This is a genomic window from Microbacterium sp. ARD31 (genome assembly GCF_031844425.1).
In genome coordinates this window covers 20,263-36,822 of record NZ_JAUZVE010000042.1, presented here as the reverse complement: position 1 = coordinate 36,822, position 16,560 = coordinate 20,263, and the positions used below count along the sequence as shown (strand labels likewise).

12 protein-coding genes are annotated in these 16,560 nt (G+C 71.4%); 5 read left to right on the top strand and 7 right to left on the bottom strand.

Annotation, left to right across the window (positions count from 1 at the left end; genetic code table 11):
* Positions 1–39 precede the first annotated feature (39 nt).
* Positions 40–2,742: a DNA polymerase I gene (gene polA / locus Q9S36_RS41375; RefSeq protein WP_311290588.1), complete on the top strand. Its 2,703-nt coding sequence runs from the start codon at positions 40–42 to the stop codon at positions 2,740–2,742.
* A 16-nt stretch (positions 2,743–2,758) separates the two neighbouring features.
* On the opposite strand, the gene Q9S36_RS41370 is transcribed toward polA, so the two are convergent.
* Together Q9S36_RS41370 and Q9S36_RS41365 are read right to left on the bottom strand one after the other, a co-directional pair.
* Entirely contained in the window at positions 2,759–4,012 is a 1,254-nt protein-coding gene (locus Q9S36_RS41370) for an oligosaccharide flippase family protein (RefSeq protein ID WP_311290587.1), read from the bottom strand.
* Between the two features lie 46 nt (positions 4,013–4,058).
* The gene (locus Q9S36_RS41365) at positions 4,059–4,766 is read right to left on the bottom strand and encodes a class I SAM-dependent methyltransferase (RefSeq protein WP_311290586.1); all 708 of its coding nucleotides are present in this window, start codon (positions 4,764–4,766) and stop codon (positions 4,059–4,061) included.
* 64 nt (positions 4,767–4,830) lie between these two features.
* On the opposite strand from Q9S36_RS41365, the gene Q9S36_RS41360 reads away from it, so the two are divergent.
* Positions 4,831–6,618, top strand: coding sequence for a hypothetical protein (locus tag Q9S36_RS41360; protein WP_311290585.1), 1,788 nt, complete (start codon positions 4,831–4,833; stop codon positions 6,616–6,618).
* Positions 6,619–6,659: 41 nt separating this feature from the next.
* Positions 6,660–6,848, top strand: a complete 189-nt coding sequence (locus tag Q9S36_RS41355) for a hypothetical protein (protein ID WP_311290583.1) — start codon at positions 6,660–6,662, stop codon at positions 6,846–6,848.
* Here the strand turns inward: Q9S36_RS41355 and Q9S36_RS41350 are convergent.
* From Q9S36_RS41350 to Q9S36_RS41340, 3 genes are read right to left on the bottom strand one after another with little or no spacing between them, the layout of a single operon-like run.
* Entirely contained in the window at positions 6,836–7,948 is a 1,113-nt protein-coding gene (locus Q9S36_RS41350) for a glycosyltransferase family 4 protein (protein WP_311290582.1), read from the bottom strand. The genes Q9S36_RS41355 and Q9S36_RS41350 overlap by 13 nt on opposite strands.
* 1 nt (position 7,949) lies before the next feature.
* Entirely contained in the window at positions 7,950–10,022 is a 2,073-nt protein-coding gene (locus Q9S36_RS41345) for a hypothetical protein (RefSeq protein ID WP_311290581.1), read from the bottom strand.
* Positions 10,019–11,506: a bifunctional glycosyltransferase/class I SAM-dependent methyltransferase gene (locus Q9S36_RS41340; protein ID WP_311290580.1), complete on the bottom strand. Its 1,488-nt coding sequence runs from the start codon at positions 11,504–11,506 to the stop codon at positions 10,019–10,021. The genes Q9S36_RS41345 and Q9S36_RS41340 overlap by 4 nt, the downstream gene beginning before the upstream one ends.
* Positions 11,507–11,655: 149 nt before the next feature.
* On the opposite strand from Q9S36_RS41340, the gene Q9S36_RS41335 reads away from it, so the two are divergent.
* Positions 11,656–12,507, top strand: coding sequence for a 2OG-Fe(II) oxygenase (locus Q9S36_RS41335; protein WP_311290579.1), 852 nt, complete (start codon positions 11,656–11,658; stop codon positions 12,505–12,507).
* Positions 12,508–12,574: 67 nt separating this feature from the next.
* On the opposite strand, the gene Q9S36_RS41330 is transcribed toward Q9S36_RS41335, so the two are convergent.
* Both Q9S36_RS41330 and Q9S36_RS41325 read right to left on the bottom strand, forming a co-directional pair.
* Positions 12,575–14,290, bottom strand: coding sequence for a hypothetical protein (locus Q9S36_RS41330; RefSeq protein ID WP_311290578.1), 1,716 nt, complete (start codon positions 14,288–14,290; stop codon positions 12,575–12,577).
* Positions 14,287–15,534, bottom strand: coding sequence for an acyltransferase (locus Q9S36_RS41325; protein ID WP_311290577.1), 1,248 nt, complete (start codon positions 15,532–15,534; stop codon positions 14,287–14,289). Before Q9S36_RS41325 ends, Q9S36_RS41330 begins: the two co-directional genes overlap by 4 nt.
* Positions 15,535–15,666: 132 nt before the next feature.
* Here Q9S36_RS41325 and Q9S36_RS41320 point away from each other — a divergent pair, with 132 nt between their 5' ends.
* Positions 15,667–16,557, top strand: coding sequence for a DUF3068 domain-containing protein (locus Q9S36_RS41320; RefSeq protein WP_311290576.1), 891 nt, complete (start codon positions 15,667–15,669; stop codon positions 16,555–16,557).
* Positions 16,558–16,560 lie beyond the last annotated feature (3 nt).

The window sequence follows — 16,560 nt, the reverse complement described above, 5'->3', positions numbered from 1 at the left end:
CCGCCACGGCTGTCGGTCGCGACGACTAGAGTCGCGGACGTGCCTGAGACGAGTGAGACCGAGCGCCCCCGCCTCCTGCTGCTGGACGGGCATTCCCTGGCCTACCGCGCCTTCTTCGCGCTCCCGGTGGAGAACTTCGCGACGGCGTCGGGCCAGCACACCAACGCGGTCTACGGCTTCACCTCGATGCTGGTCAACGTGCTCCGCGACGAGGTGCCCACCCACGTCGCGGTGGCCTTCGACAAGTCGCGCCAGACCTTCCGGCTCGAGCAGTACTCCGACTACAAGGCCAAGCGCAACAAGACCCCCGACGAGTTCGGCAGCCAGCTGCCCCTGATCCGCCGTGTGCTCGACGCGCTGCGGATCCAGCACCTCTCGATGGAGGGCTACGAGGCCGACGACATCATCGCGACCCTGACCACCCAGGCGCTCGACCAGGGCATGCAGGTGCTGATCATGACGGGCGACCGCGACTCCATCCAGCTCGTCACCGACGACTCCACCGTGCTCTACACCATGCGCGGCGTCAGCGAGCTCGCCCGCCTCACCCCCGCCGCGGTCGAGGCGAAGTACGGCGTCCCCCCGCACCGCTACCCCGAGCTCGCGGCCATCGTCGGCGAGACCTCCGACAACCTCCCCGGCGTGCCCGGCGTGGGCCAGGGCTACGCCGCGAAGTGGATCAACCAGTTCGACGGCCTCGACAACGTCATCGCCCGCGCCGACGAGGTCACGGGCAAGAAGGGCGAGGCGCTGCGCGCGCACCTCGGCGACGTGATCCGCAACCGGCAGCTCAACGCGCTCGTGCGCGACCTCACGCTGCCGGTGGGTCCGGGCGACCTGGCGCGCCAGACGTGGGACCGCACCGCGGGACTGGAGCTCCTCGACGAGCTGGAGTTCCGCGGCGAGCTCCGCACCCGCCTCCTCGACACGATCGACCCCGACCCCGCCGACACCCTGGAGGCGGAGTCCGGCTTCGAGCTCGACGGGCGTCGGCTCGCCGCCGGCGAGGTGGCCGCCTGGCTCGCCGAGCACGCGCCGGAGGGGCGCCGCGTGGGTGTCGCCATCGGTGGCACCTGGCGTGCCGGCACCGGCGACGTCCACTCCGTCGCGATCGCCACCGGCAGCGGCGAGGCCGCGTTCGTCGACTGCACCGACCTCGGGCCCGACGACGACGCGGCCCTCGCGGCGTGGCTCGTCGACCCCGACCGGCCCAAGGCGGTCCACGACGCCAACGGCCCGAGCCTCGCCCTGGCAGCCCGTGGCTGGTCGCTCGGCGGCCTCGAGGTCGACACCGCCCTCGCGGCGTACCTCGTCCAGCCCGACCAGCGCTCCTACGACCTGGCCGACCTCACCCTCCGGTACCTCAAGCGCGAGCTGCGCCAGGACACCACCGACGCCGACCAGCTCAGCTTCGACGCGATCGACGACACCTCGGGCAGCGACAGCGCCATGCTCGCCGCGCGCGCGGTCCTCGACCTCGCCGACGCCCTCGACGGCGCCGTCGAGGAGCACGGCGGCACCCAGCTGCTGCGCGAGGTGGAGCTGCCGCTGATCGGCACCCTCGTGCGGATGGAGCAGACGGGCATCGCGGTCGACATCGACTACCTCGAGGGTCTCGAGTCCGAGTTCGGCGACCAGGTCCGCACGGCCGCCAACGACGCCTACGACGTGATCGGCAAGGAGATCAACCTCGGCTCGCCCAAGCAGCTGCAGGTCGTGCTCTTCGAGGAGCTCGACATGCCGAAGACCAAGCGCACCAAGACCGGCTACACCACCGACGCCGACTCGCTGCAGCAGCTCTTCGAGAAGACCGAGCACCCGTTCCTCCAGCACCTCCTGCGCCACCGCGACGTGATCCGCCTGCGCCAGACCGTGGAGGGGCTGCTGAAGACCGTCGCCTCCGACGGGCGGATCCACACCACCTACAACCAGATCATCGCTGCGACCGGACGCCTTTCCAGCACCGACCCCAACCTCCAGAACATCCCGATCCGCACCGAGGCCGGACGACGGATCCGGGCGGGCTTCGTGGTGGGCGAGGGGTTCGAGTCGCTGATGACGGCCGACTACAGCCAGGTGGAGATGCGGATCATGGCGCACCTCTCCGAGGACGCCCTGCTGATCGAGGCCTTCAAGTCCGGCCAGGACTTCCACTCGATCACCGCCGCGCGGGTGTTCGGCGTCGACGCCGCGGAGGTGAGCACCGAGCAGCGCGCCAAGATCAAGGCGATGAACTACGGCCTCGCCTACGGCCTCTCGGCGTTCGGTCTCTCCCAGCAGCTGCGCATCGACACCTCCGAGGCCCGCGGCCTGATGGACGAGTACTTCCAGACCTTCGGCGGCGTGCGCGACTACCTCGGCGGCATCGTCGACGAGGCCCGGCGCTCGGGGTTCACCGAGACGATCCTGGGTCGCCGGCGCTACCTCCCCGACCTCACCAGCGACAACCGCCAGCGCCGGGAGACCGCGGAGCGGATGGCGCTCAACGCGCCGATCCAGGGCTCGGCCGCCGACCTGGTCAAGGTCGCCATGCTCGGCGTCGAGCGGGCGCTGGCCGAGCAGGGGCTGCGCTCGCGGATGCTGCTGCAGGTCCACGACGAGCTCGTCTTCGAGGTCGCGCCGGGCGAGGCCGACGCGCTGGCCGCGCTGGTGCGCGCGGAGATGGGCGGCGCGGCCGACCTGCTGGTCCCGCTCGACGTCTCCGTCGGCTCGGGGCGCAGCTGGCACGACGCGGCCCACTGATCCGGGGCCGGCGGGCTCAGGCGACGGGTTCGGGAGCGACCGGGGCGGGCTCGGCGCGCTTGGCGATGTGCAGGCTGACGATCGTCAGCACCGCGAGCAGGGCGGCGTCGACCGCCACGACGACCGTGACGAGCCCGTCGAGGGTGTGCATGCGCGAGCCGAGCACGACCACCGCTGCGAGCGCACCCCAGACCAGCACGACCGTACGACGGCCCTGCCGGGCCAGGACGGCGTACACCTGGAGCTGCAGCATGGCCAGCACCGTGCCGAGCACCGCGAACACCCACAGCAGCCGCTCGACCTCGTCGAAGTCCGACCCGCCGACGAAGACCATCGCGACGTCGGAGAGGACCTGCGCGGCGATGACCACCACGGCGCCCAGCACGGCGACGACCGTCAGGCTGCGCACCAGGGCGCGGCGTCGGCTCTCCGGCGTGGCCATGTCGGGGAACGCGATGACGACGACGAACTGCGGCAGGAACAGCATCACCTTCGCCATGATCAGCCCCGCGGCGTAGAGGCCCGCGTCGTGCTCGTCGAGCACCTGCCGGGCGAGCACGATGTCCACGCTGGACAGCGCGAAGTAGGCGAACAGGACCTGCGCGTTGTGCGCGCTCTCGACGAGCATCGAGCGGGCGGAGTGCTCGGGCGCGTCCGCCTCAGGCGTACGACGGTGCCGCAGCGCCCACCACCCGACCAGCAGCGGGAACAAGTAGCCGAGGCCGACGCCGAGGATGGCGTTGGTGGCGTCGGGGCGCCACAGGATCATCGCGGTCCCGACGACCAGCCGGGGGATGCCGCCGGCGAGGTAGAACACGGCGAGGGCACCCCAGCGACGCTCACCCTGGAGGATGCCGGCCTGCCCGCCGGCCAGGGTCAGCGGCACCGCCGCGATGGCGACCACGGCGGCGGTGAGGAGGCTGTCGAGGTTGAGCAGCGCGTCGATCACCGGCACGAGGAGGCACAGCACGAGCCCGACGGCGAGGGAGACCTTCGTGGTGAGCGCGAGGATGGCGCGCTCGATCGAGGCGACGTTGCCCTGGTCGACCGCGATCCGGCGCGCCGCGGTGGCCTGGAGGCCGAGCGCCACGACCTGGACCACGATCAGCAGGCTCAGGCACGCGACGAAGGCGCCGTACTGCGACGGACCGATGATGCGTGCGGCGAGCATGGTGAAGCCGTAGGTCGCGATGTTCATCACGCTGGTGGCCACGGCGACCGCGCTGCCGTCGAAGCCGCGCCGGGTGCGCGCGCTGCTCGCTGCCGTCACGTCGGAGATCCTAGGTTCACGAAGGTCCATGCTGAGCGGGCCCCGGTCAGTAGGGGTCGGCGGTGTCGGTGTGGCCGAGCAGCCGCGCGAGCGGTCGGGCGCGCAGGCGCAGCAGCACCTTGACCAGCAGGTTGCGGGCGAACCACGGCAGCTCCCGTGCCACGCGGAGACGGTCGGCGACCATGGGCCGGCCGACCTCGAAGCGGGCGAGGGAGCCGGTGCGGCCGGTGTAGACGTGGTGGTCGGTGGTCAGGGCGTCGCGCAGGACGGCGAGGGTGACGCCGAGCGAGGAGAAGGCGTCGTGGACGAGCACCACGTCTCCCGGTCGGAGGAACGCGCTCCAGCGCAGGTCGTCGAGGCACGACCACATGTCGTGCTTGCCGTCGACGTAGACCATGCGCACCTCCCCGGACCACGACGTCCGCGCGTCGTGGCTGGTGGCGACGTGCACGTCGACGCGATCGGCGAGACCGGCGTCCGCGAGGTGGGCGCGGAGGCGACGCTCGGTGTCGGGCCGCCCGTACCTCCAGTCGTCGGGGAACGGGTCCACGGCCGTCACGGCGGCGCCGCTGGCCGCCAGCACGATCGTCGAGCGTCCCAGGTGGCTCCCGACCTCGACCACGCGTCCGGGCGCGGCGGCACGGGCCGCGTCGTACAGCGTGCGCGCCTGGTCCTCGGTGAGCCACCCGTCGACCCGGTCGGCGAGCCGCCACGCGTCCTCGAAGGCGAGGACCGGCTCGGTCGGGTCTGGCACGGAAGTCCTCGTGGAGCGTCGTGGAACGGCGGTGTCTGGATCGGCCACAGCATAGGCTGGCCCGGTGGTGCCGGCAGGGAAGTTGCGCAGACCGGCCGCCCCGTCGCCGATCGCCCGCACCTGGCGCGACGGCGTCGTGCTGCTCTGGCCGCCGGTCCTGGCCCTCGTCCTGGTGGCGCCCCTGATGGTGCGCCCGGGGCACCCGCTCGCGCGCGACCTGGTCTTCGTGCCACGCCAGCCTTTCACGGATGCGACGTGGGGGCTCGGGGACGTCGCGCCGCGCGCGGTCCCGCTCGACTCGGTGGTCGCGGCGCTGACGCACGTCGTCGACGGGGGAGTGCTGGCCCGCGTCGTGCTCCCGCTGACCCTCGCCGTGCTCGGCTGGGGGGTCGCCGCCCTGCTCGCGCCGGCCGGCCGCACGGCCCAGCTGGCGGGGTCGGGCTTCGCGGTCTGGAACGCGTACGTCGTCGAGCGGCTCGCGCTCGGCCAGTGGGCCCTCCTGCTCGGACTGGCGGCGCTGCCGTGGCTGGTCGCGGCGGGCATGCGCTACCGGCGGTCCGGCCGGCGCGTCGACCTCGCGGCGGCGATCGCCTGGGCCGCGCTGGCCTCGCTGACACCGACCGGCGGCCTCCTCGCCCTCGCCGGGCTCGTCGCGGCGTGCGCGCCGCACCTGCGGCGCACGGGAGTGGTCGTGGCGGCTGGGCTGGCGTTGCAGGCACCGTGGGTCGTCGCCGCCCTCACCGGACCCGGGGCCCGCGTGTCGGACACCTCCGGGGTCTCGGTCTTCGCGCCGGACACCGGCTCGCCCCTCGGCCCGGTCGTAGCGCTGCTGGGCCTCGGGGGGATCTGGGACGCCGGCTCGGAGCCGGCCACGCGGACCACGTGGCCCGCCCTGGTCGCCGCCGTCGTGGTGGTGGTCGTGCTCGTCGCCGGGGTGGTGCTGCTGCGCCGCGCCTGGGGGACCGGCGACACCCTCCGCTGGGTGCTGCTCGCCGCCGTGCTGGGCGGCACCGCGGTCCTCGCCGCGACCTCCTGGGGCGAGGAGGTGATGGTGTGGCTGGTCGGCACCGTGCCGGGTGCCGGACTGCTGCGCGACACCCAGAAGCTGCTCGCGCCCGTCGTCGTGCTCGCCGCCGCGGGGTTCGGTGCCTGCGCGTCCCGCATGAGCCGCGCGCTCGCCGGCACCGACGCCCACGGTCTCGCCGTGCTCGTGCTGGCCGTGGTCCCGGTGCTCCTCCTGCCGGACGCCACCACCGAGACGTGGCGCACCGTCGAGCCGGTGGCCCTCCCCGGCGACCTCGACCGCGCAGCGGACGTCCTCGCGGGCGAGGACGGCGTGGTGGTGACGCTGCCGTGGCGGTCCTACCGCGCGTTCTCCTGGGGCCACCGCGGGATGACGTCGTCCGACCCGGCGATCCGCATGTTCGACGCAGACGTGGTCACCAGCGACTCCCTGCAGGTCGGAGCCGTGCTGGTGCCGGGGGAGAGCACCCTCGCGGCGCGGATCGGCGCGGCACTGGAGACCGGGCCACCGGCGGAGTCCCTGCCGGCCCTGGGCGTGGCCTGGGTCGTGGTCTACCCCGACGACCGGGAAGCCGCGCAGCTCGACCTGGCCGGCCTCGAGCCGGTCCTCCGGGGTGACGACGTCGAGGTCTACCGGGTGCCGGGTGCCGCATCGCGACCTGCCCCGGACTCGGACGGACGGCGCGTGGCGGTGTGGGCGGCGCACCTGCTCGCCCTCGCCGTCGCCGGGGCTGCGGTCCTCGCCCGCGCCGCAGGTCGACCGGGAAGGGGACATCGGGCCGACACGGACCCCCGCCTCGTCGAGAACGCGACGCGAACCGCCAGTTGATGTAACCTAACGCTCGGTAACTTCGTCAGAGGGAGATGTCAGTGAGCAGCACGGGCAGCAACGCAGCAGGTGGCGGGTCGGCGCTGGGTGGCATCGTCACCAGCATCGTGGTCCCGACGGCCGTGGGTGCGCTCCTCGCCGGCAGCCTCCTCGGCGGCCTGGTCTACAGCCAGACCACGACGCCCGACAAGAACCCTGCCAGCCAGCAGATCCTCGTCTACGGCGACTGATCCCCTCGTGCTCCGGCTGACCGGAGCACCGTCTCCGCCTTCTGGGCGCAGGCCTCCCACGTGAGGGAGGCGGCGAAGTCGCGCGCCGCGGCGCCCATGGCCCGTCGGCGCGCCTGGTCGTGCACGAGCTCGCGCACGACCTCGACCATCTCGTCGAGGTCGGCGACCAGCCGGCCGGTCTCCCCGTCGCGGATCGACTCGGTGACACCGCCCGCGCTGGCGTAGGCGACGCTCGGGGTGGCCTGCGCGCCCGACTCGGTGATCGCCAGGCACCACCCCTCCTTGACCGACGGCATCAGCATGAGCCAGGCGCGGCCGACCAGCTCGTCGCGCCGGGCGTCGCTGACGTGGCCGTGGAAGCTCACCCGGTCGCTCACGCCCTCGGCGGCCGCCGCGGCGACGAGCTCGTCGTGCCACCACCCGTCGCCGACGACGTCGAGGTGCAGGTCCGGCAGGTCGTGCTCGAGGCGTCGCACGACGGTGAAGGCGTGCTCGATCTGCTTGTGGGGCACCAGCCGGGAGAGCACCGCGAGCCTCGGGGCCGGTGACTTTGCCGGTACGACGTCCGGGGGCGCCGTGGCGAGCCCGTTGCGCACGACCGTGATCCTGTGCGGGTCGACGCCGATCCGGGCCAGGTCGCGCGCCGAGGCGTCGGACACCGTGAGGAACGGACGCCCGCGGTAGAGGAGCGGCACGACCCGGCTCTCGACGAACCAGCCGAGTCGTCCCGCAAGGCCGGGGTAGATGATGCGCCACTGCTCGGCGTGGACGTGGTGGACGAGCGCGACCACGCCGTGGCGGCGTACGAGCGGGGAGGCGAAGGGCAGCCCGTTGACCACGTCGACGACCACGTCGACGTCGCGCCGGTGCCGCACGAGCCACGCGAGGCCCCACAGGTAGACGGTCAGGCGGCCACCGAGCCGCCGCAGGCGTACGCCGTCGCGCACCTCGCGCCGCGCCGCCCCGGGGTGGCGTGCGCAGAGGAGCGTGACGTCGTGGCCGCGACGGACCAGCTCGCGCCCGACCGACTCGACGAAGACTTCAGAGCCGCCCCCGTCCGGGTGGGTGGTGTCCCGCCAGGAGAGGAAGGCGATCCGCACGTCAGCTCCCGCTGGCGGCCGACCCGGCGTCCTCGGCCAGGCGCTCGCACAGCGGGATCGGCAGGCCGAACTCCCGGGTCACGGACAAGCCGTGGGACGCGAGCTCGGAGTCGGCGTAGGCGTCCTCGGCCTGCGCCGGGACCGAGTTCCAGTCGTCGTCGAAGTAGACCGACTCGGTGTACCCGAACGGGCCGCCCGGCGTCGTCTCGATCTGGAAGTAGCCCACGTCGAGGAGGTTGCGGATGCCGAGGGCGAAGCCGCCGTCCGTGGGGATCTCGAACAGGTCGCCCCTCCTGGACTCGCCACCCTTGTAGAGGATCGCCCGGACCAGGCGGTCCTCGCGCACGTCGAGCCACACCGACTGCCGCTGAGCGCCGGAGATGTCGAGGATCTTGACCTTGCCCGGGACCAGCTCACCCGTGACCTCGAACCTCCAGACCCGGTCGCGCTCCTCGACGGGAACCCACGGCTCGTACTGGTCACCGGTGTGGAGGTAGAGCGCCTCGCAGTCCCCGCGGATCGCCAGGTCGTCGGTCTCGCCCCCTTCGGGCAGCCCGTCGATGCGGCTGATCAGCCCGCGCTGGGCGTCGGGGGAGAGGTCGGCCTGCCAGGCGACGTAGCGCTGCAGCGGCTCGCCGCGGTGGAGCGAGGCGGCCATGAACAGGCCGATCGCCATCTGGGCCACGATCGCGAAGACGACGCCGACGGCGAGGAAGCCGGTGACCGGGACCGTCCAGCGGCGGCGCCGCGCGACGAACCGGGCGAGCAGCGCGGTGCCGATCGCGCCGCCGAGGACCATCGCCGGCACGAAGTCGCTGGCGTAGCGGGTCGAGTAGTAGCCGTAGGTCATCACGCCGCCGGTGCACAGCACGCTGGCCACGAGCGGGATCCGCAGCCGGGCGACCGTGGCGTCACGCCGCGGCCAGAAGGCGACGACGACCGCCAGGGCCATCAGCAGGAGGAACAGCCACATGAAGCTGGTGACGCTGCCGGTGCGGTAGGCCTGGTCGACGAACGCACCGTGGTAGGCCTTCGCCGGCGACGCGGGCAGCGTGATCCAGGGGAAGTACTCGGTGAAGCGGATCCCGTCGGGACGCAGGTAGGCCATGAAGGACGTCGTGAAGAACTGCGGTCCGCTCAGGGTGCCGCCGTTGGCCTCGAGCGCCGCCTGGCGCTGGGCGTTGACCTGGGTCCACACCTGGTCCTTGAGCGGGAACATGTAGATCGCGTCAAACTTGTAGAGGTTGAGCGCGATCGAGGCGGCCAGCGGGCCCACGCCCGCCGCGAGGGTGCGCCACCACAGCGTGCGGTGCTCGGGCGAGAACGGGCGGAACCGCATGAGCAGGGCCAGCCCGATCGTGCCCAGGCAGATGGCCCACCCCTCGGTGGTCCGGCAGCCGACGGTGACGAGGGCGAAGACGCCGAGCCAGAAGACGGTGTGCGTGGAGGGCGCGAGACAGGTGCGCACCATCCAGTAGAGGCCGCCGACCGCAGCGGCCACGGCCCACGTGTAAACCTCGTGGTAGACCCACGGCAGGCTGGCGTCGTAGGTGAGGAACGTGCCGCCGGTGGCCCCCGCGACGAAGATCCCCGCCAGCGTGCCGGAGCGCCAGGTGAGCTCGCCCTCGACCAGGTGGTCCAGCAGCAGCCAGATCAGCTTGGTGGACATCACCGCGAGGACGATCCAGGCGACCGCCATCGACAGCAGCGTGAGCTGGTAGTCGAACTCGCGGGTCGTCAGCAGGATCGGGAGCCGCAGGAGCGCCGGGAACGGTGGGAAGTAGGTGTAGGTCTTCCCGTCGTGCACGAAGCCCTCGATCGCCAGCGACTCCGGGTCCATGTCGAGGTGGCCGTCGAGGATGGCCCGCATCTGGTCGTCGAAGAAGTTGGAGAAGTAGCCACCGCCGAGCGCCGTACGACCGATGTCGGTCGAGTAGTTCAGCAGCGTCAGGAAGTAGCCCAGGCCGCCGACGAGGAGGCCGGTGGTGGTGGCGACGAGACGGATGCGGGCCTGGCGGTCCGGCTGGGGCGGGGTCGGTGCGGAGGTGGAACGGGTCAGGACGGTCGAGGTCACGCCACTTCCAGTCGGTAAAGGAACTGATAGCCGAACAGCCGCGGCCAGGCGCGGACCAGGCCGCGGTCCGTGCGCTCGATGCGACGCACCACGCGCCCGCCCAGGTTGTCCTGGGACGAGTCGGCGAAGGTGTTGAACGGGGTGCCCACGATGCGGGTCTCGAGCACGGACAGGCCGCAGTCGGCCAGCAGCCGCTCGATCATGTCGCGGGTGAAGAAGCGGATGTGGCCGCGGTCGAGCGGCCCGCGCTGGTCGTAGTCGAACTTGCCGACCGCGATCCGTCCGCGGGGGTACCAGTGGCCGAAGTTGGGGACGGAGACGAGCAGCTCGCCGCCGGGGCGCACCTTGGCCGCCAGGTCCGTGAGCAGCAGGTGCGGCTCGACGACGTGCTCCAGGATGTCGCCGGCGACCACGACGTCGTACTGGGCGTCGAGGTTGTGGGGGAGCGGCAGGTTGAGGTCGGCCTCGATGAACTCGTCGACCCGCTCGGCCACCCCCTCGTGCTTCTGCCGGTCCAGGCCGGTGACGTGGTGCCCCAGCACCCGGGCCCGCTGGGCGAACCGGCCGTCGTAGCAGCCGGCGTCGAGCACTCGCCCGGGCTCGTGGCGGGCGAGCCACTCCAGCAGGACCGCGTGGGAGCCGTACTCGTCCTTGAGGGCGTACTCGTCGGACTCCAGGGACTGCACGCCGCCGCCGAAGCCGTGCTCGGTGGCCCAGTGCCGGACCACGTCGCCGGCGACGTCGCGGGCGTACTTCACGCCGTTGACGTAGCAGATCTCGTCGCCGTAGTAGGTGGGGATGGGGACCTCGACGATCCGCTTCCTCGCGCGGATCAGGCCGAGGATGATCTCGGTGTCGAAGTCGAAGTCGTCGCTGTATGCCGCCAGGTCGAGGTCGGCGAGCGCATCTGTGCGGTAGGCGCGGTAGCCGGAGTGCCACTCCGAGAGCCGCTGGCCGGTCAGGGTGTTCTGGAACCGGGTGAGGATCTTGTTGCCGACGTACTTGTAGGCCGGCATGCCGCCGGCGCGCGCGCCACCCTTGTCGAGCATCCGCGAGCCGAACACCGCGTCTGCCTCACCGCTGACCAGCGGGGCGACGAGGTCCTCGATGCACTCCGGGGCGTACTGGCCGTCGCCGTGCAGCAGCACCACCACGTCGAGCCCGTGCTCGAGTGCCCACCGGTAGCCGGCCTTCTGGTTGCCGCCGTAGCCGAGGTTGCGCTCGTGCTTGACCACGGTGATCGGGAAGCGGGCGGTGTCGCGGAAGCGCAGCCCGATCTCGTAGGTGTCGTCGGCGCTGGCGTCGTCGCACACCATGACGTGGTCGACGGTGTCGACGAACGACTGCGGGAGCCGGTTGAGCGTCTTCTCCAGCGTGGACGCGGCGTTGTAGGCCACGACGAGCACGCCCACCCGCGGCTCGCGCCGGCCGGCGGGCAGCCCCGTGGACACGTCGGTCGACTGCACGGCTCTCCCTCCAGACACGTCCTCATGGTGCGGTGACGGACGTCACCAGCGGAGAACCGGGCGAGTCTAACCCGCCAGTAGGTTTTGCGCCGGAACGTCACGAAGGTGGACCACAAATGTGGTCCAACCCGGTCCGTCGTGCCACCTCTGGTGGCATGATGCGCGCCATGGAGACCGCCCTGAAGCTCGTCGACCAGACGCGGCTGAACGCCGACCTCGCCGCGTCGTCCGAGGCCTACCGCTCTGCCCAGCCCTTCCCGCACATCGTCCTCGACGACGTGCTCCACCCCGAGGCGTTCGCCGCAGCCGTGCGCGACTTCCCCGGGATCAAGGACGAGTTCTGGAAGGGCTACCTCCACGTCAACGAGACCAAGTACTGCAACGTCTACCCCGACACGTGGGCGCCGAGCCTCCAGGCGATCGCGCAGGAGTTCTGCTCGCCGGAGTTCGTCTCCTACCTCGAGCAGCTCACCGGCATCTCGAACCTCATCCCGGACTACACCATGGACGGCGGTGGCCTGCACCAGACGCTGCGCGGCGGTCACCTCAACATCCACGCCGACTTCACCACCCACCACACCCACGAGAACTGGGCCCGTCGGGTCAACATCCTGCTCTACCTCAACGAGGAGTGGCACGACGACTGGGGCGGCAAGCTCGAGCTCTGGGACCCCGAGATGACCGCCTGCCAGGGCAGGGTGACCCCCGCCGGCAACCGCATGCTGGTGTTCACCACGTCGGAGGACTCCTTCCACGGCCACCCCGACGGCCTCACCTGTCCGCCCGACATGGCGCGCCGCTCGCTCGCGATGTACTACTTCACGGAGGAGGCGGCCCCGGTCCGCAAGTCGACCAACTACCAGGCCCGCCCCGAGGAGACCCGCGCGAAGAAGGCGGCCATCGCCGCCGACCGCACCGTGCTCGACGTCTACGACCGGGTGAAGCGTCGGCTTGGCATCTCCGACGAGCTCGCGCACAAGGTCCTGCACTCGGTCGACCGGCTGCGTCGCAAGAAGTAGCCGCAACCGGTCCCCGGCACGACGACGGCCCCCGAGCAGCTGCTCGGGGGCCGTTCGCGTGCGGGGGTCACTGCTTGCAGATCGTGTACTCGCCCCCGGCGTTGAAGCTGATCTTGAGGACCGCGTCGCGGGCCGTCACGGCGATGTGGATGGCGCCGGGACGCACGCCCCAGATGCGCACCGGACCCTGGACGTCGTCGCGCTGGAGCACCGTGACGACCTGGGTGGCCTCGCTGGTGATGCCGATCTCGGTGCCGTCCTGGGTGGCGATCTGGATCAGCGGGTCGTCCCGGGTCGCGGTGTAGGCCTGGCACCCGGGGCCGAGGGCGGCCTCGCGTTCCTTCCACCCGCTGGTGAGGTCGAGCAGGACGGGACGGAACAGCTCGTAGGTGTCGGGCGAGACCCCGATGTTGAGCTCGGTCTCCGACCGGAGCCGGTCCTCCGCGCTGACCTCGATGTCGGGCAGCCGTCGGCGTACGTCCTCGCGCCCGAGGGCCTCGACGTCGATGAACTCGTAGGGGCCGGTGAGCTCCGGCGCGACCACGAGCTGCCCGTCGGCGACGTTCTCGCTGGTCGCGAGGACGAACCCGCGCGTCTCGCTCGTCACCCCGCGCCAGCCCTCGGCGAAGGTGCTGAGGGCACCCAGGGAGTGGGTCAGGTGGCCGGCCGCGAGGACCACGGCGATCACCGCCACCACCCAGCGTGGCTCGACGGCGACGTGCCAGATCCGGTTGATCAGCAGCCCGAACGCCGGGGTGAGCAGCACGACGGTGAAGTAGGCGTAACGACCCGAGTTGGCGAGGTCCGCGCCGAGGAAGCCGCGCGTCAGCGCCTCGAGGAAGAGCTGCGTGGTCGCGGCGAGCAGGCCGGCCCACGCCAGGTGGCGTACGTCCTCGGGCCCGTGGCGGTCGGTCAGCAGCGCGGCCAGCAGGCACACGAACAGCACCGGGCCCGCTGTCTCGACACCGATGACCTTCCCGAGCGTGCCGGTCAGGCCGGTCCACACGAACTGCGGGACCTGCGTGAGCGACCACTCGAGGCTGTTGGCGTGGCGTCCTTCCGCGAGGAACCACACCACGAAGACGGCCGCCGGCACGGAGGCGACCTTGAGCCCGACCAGCGGGCCGCGGGACACGCCGGCGAAGGCGGCGGCGAGGACCACGGCCGACACGCCGGTCCCCGAGAACATCAGCGCGACGACGAGCAGCGCCCAGGCCATCGCGACGGAGCGGTTCGAGAACCCCGCGCGGGATAGCGCCAGCACGGCGAGGAAGCCGAAGAGGAGCGCGCCGGTGTTGTTCATCGCGGCGTCCCACAGGATGTTGTCGAAGCCGATCGGGATGAACACGACGAACCAGCTCGCCAGCAGCGCGGCCCACCGGTTGGCGCCCTCGCGGCACAGCAACGTGTAGAGCAGCGCAGCGATCGCGAGGTGGATGACGATGGTGACGAGGACGTAGGGCACGTAGGTCGTCATCCCGAACGCCGCGAAGAGCACGCGGTAGACGAGGACGACCATGGTCGACCAGTGGCCGTTGTGCGGCTCGAACAGTCCGTGGTCCAGCCCGGGGATCGTGCCGCGGTGGATGAGGAACTCGTAGTCGTCGATCCAGAACCACATCCCGCTGGCGGAGTGGACCAGCCACGCCCCGTAGGCCACCAGGCACACGGCCAGGATGAGCGTGGGCACCGCCGGCCGGCGGCGGCGCCCGGACGGGGCGCGGCGGGTGCCGGCGCGAGACGTGGGATCTTCGGTGACGACGTCTGCCGTGGGTGGGTTCATGCGGAGGGGCGCTCCCGGTGCTGGGCGGCGAAGGCGCGTCTCACGTTGGCGTCGACCAGGCCGGGCAGGTAGCCGACGAGCCCCTTGCGCTGCACCTCGGCCCAGGCCGGGTGGCGCAGCAGCTCGGTCGCCCGGCGCTCGACGATCCGGTGGGCCAGCAGCGAGACCACGACGGTGAGCAGGAGCGCGACGAGGGTGCGGGGGACCCAGCCCCAGTCCTCGGTGTGCCGCGCGAGGAAGGTGAAGACGGGGTAGTGCCAGATGTAGAGGAGGAGCGAGTGCCGTCCGAGGAACGCCAGCGGGCGCGCGCTCATGACGGTGATCGGCCGTGGCGCGCGCACGAGCATCGCGGTGGCGCCGAACAGCAGCGCGAGGTCGAGCTCGAGGAGGGTGACGCCCCACGCCAGGAAGCGCTCGTCGCGCGAGCAGTAGTAGGCGAGCGGGACCAGTGCCACGAGCGTGGCCGTCGCGGTCCAGCGCACCGCCCACTGCGGGACGTCCAGGCGTCGTACGAGGGGGAGCGCGGCACCCAGCATCACGCCCACCACGAAGGGGTCCATGCGGGCCGTCGTGCGCACCAGGACCTGGAAGACGAACTCGGTGTCGGTGACGTGGAAGCGCCACCAGGTCAGGAGGAGGAGCAGGCCGCCAAGGACGAACAGCACGCCGACCGGGCGGCGCCGCATCATGTAGAGGACGGCCGCCATGACCACGAACGCCTGCATGTCGACCGAGAGGTACCAGAGGTGCCCGAAGTCGGGCCGCGAGGTGACCAGGTTGCCCTGGACGTACCAGTTCCACGTGTAGGTCAGCACGTGCCACACCGAGTCGACGTTGTCGCCCGAGGTCGTCTCGTCGGTGCTGTCGAGCGTCGACACGACGAGGACTGCGGCGAGGAGGAGCCAGAGGGACGGGCCGACCCGCAGGACGCGACGTACGAGGGTGACGCCGGGGCGGGCGTGCTCGAGTCCGCGGGAGGCGAGCGAGACGTAGGCGAGGTAGCCGGCGGCGACCAGGAACACCGTGACCGCGAAGTTGCCGCTGCGGAACAGCGGGCGGATCCAGGCCGTCTCGTCGATCCGCTCGATCGGCCACACGACCCAGCCGTGCGACAGCACGACGAGGACGATCGCCACCCCCCGGATGCCGTCGATCAGCGCGACGCGCCGGGAGGTGTTCATCCCGTCCGCCGCGGGGTCACCTGCGGGCGCTGCGCTCGCGGCTCCGAGGGAGGTTGCAGACATGGCGCGAACCCTAACCCGGCGTCGCTCGGAGGTATCAGACGACGCAAAACTTCACCGCGCCGATTGGCTACCGAACAGTCACTTCGCTGCTAGAGTCGCCCCGACTTTGAGGCGACCGGGAGGAAAATCGCTATGCGCAAGGGCTTCGGCATCGGATTGACGGTGCTGGGTGGATTCTTGGTCACCTTGGCTGTCCTGGCCCAGTTCTGGGCCCCCGGGCGTCTGATGAAGACCCCGCTGGACACCGACAGCCTCACCCTGCTGGACGGCACGGCACAGCTCTCCGACGGCACCGGCGGGACCAACGAGTTCCCGGTCAAGGCCTTCAGCGTCACTCGTGCCGACTCGGACCGCTCCGACTCCGAGGTCATCGTGTTCCAGAACTCGAGCTGCCTGGTCAAGGACGAGGGCGGCATCGACGAGTGCGTCAGCGCCAGCGACCCGCAGGAGCGCCTGCTCTCGGCCAGCACCGACAACTTCGCCACCGACCGCCGCACCGCCGAGGCCGTCGACGACCCGAAGTACCTCCCGCCCAGCGCCGAGGACAAGGAGGGCCTGATCAACAAGTGGCCCTTCGAGGCGGAGAAGAAGGACTACAAGTACTGGGACAGCTTCGCCGGCGAGGCGGTCGACGCGACGTACGACCGCACCGAGGACGTCGACGGCCTGGAGACCTACGTCTACAAGATCGAGGTCACCGACGCGCCGATCGAAGTGACCGACGGCGTGCAGGGCACCTACTCCACGGACCGTGAGATCTGGATCGACCCGACCACGGGCGCGATCGTGAACCAGTTCGAGCACCAGGAGCGCATCGACGACGAGGGCAACCCGTTCCTCATCCTCGACTACGGCTTCACCGAGGATCAGGTCGCCGGCAACGCCGAGGACTCGAAGTCCAACGCCAGCAGCCTCAAGCTCATCAAGGACACGGTGCCGCTGGTCGGCTACATCGTCGGCATCCCGGCCCTGCTGATCGGCATCGCGCTGCAGCTCATGCGGCGCCGCTCCGCTGCTGCCTGACCA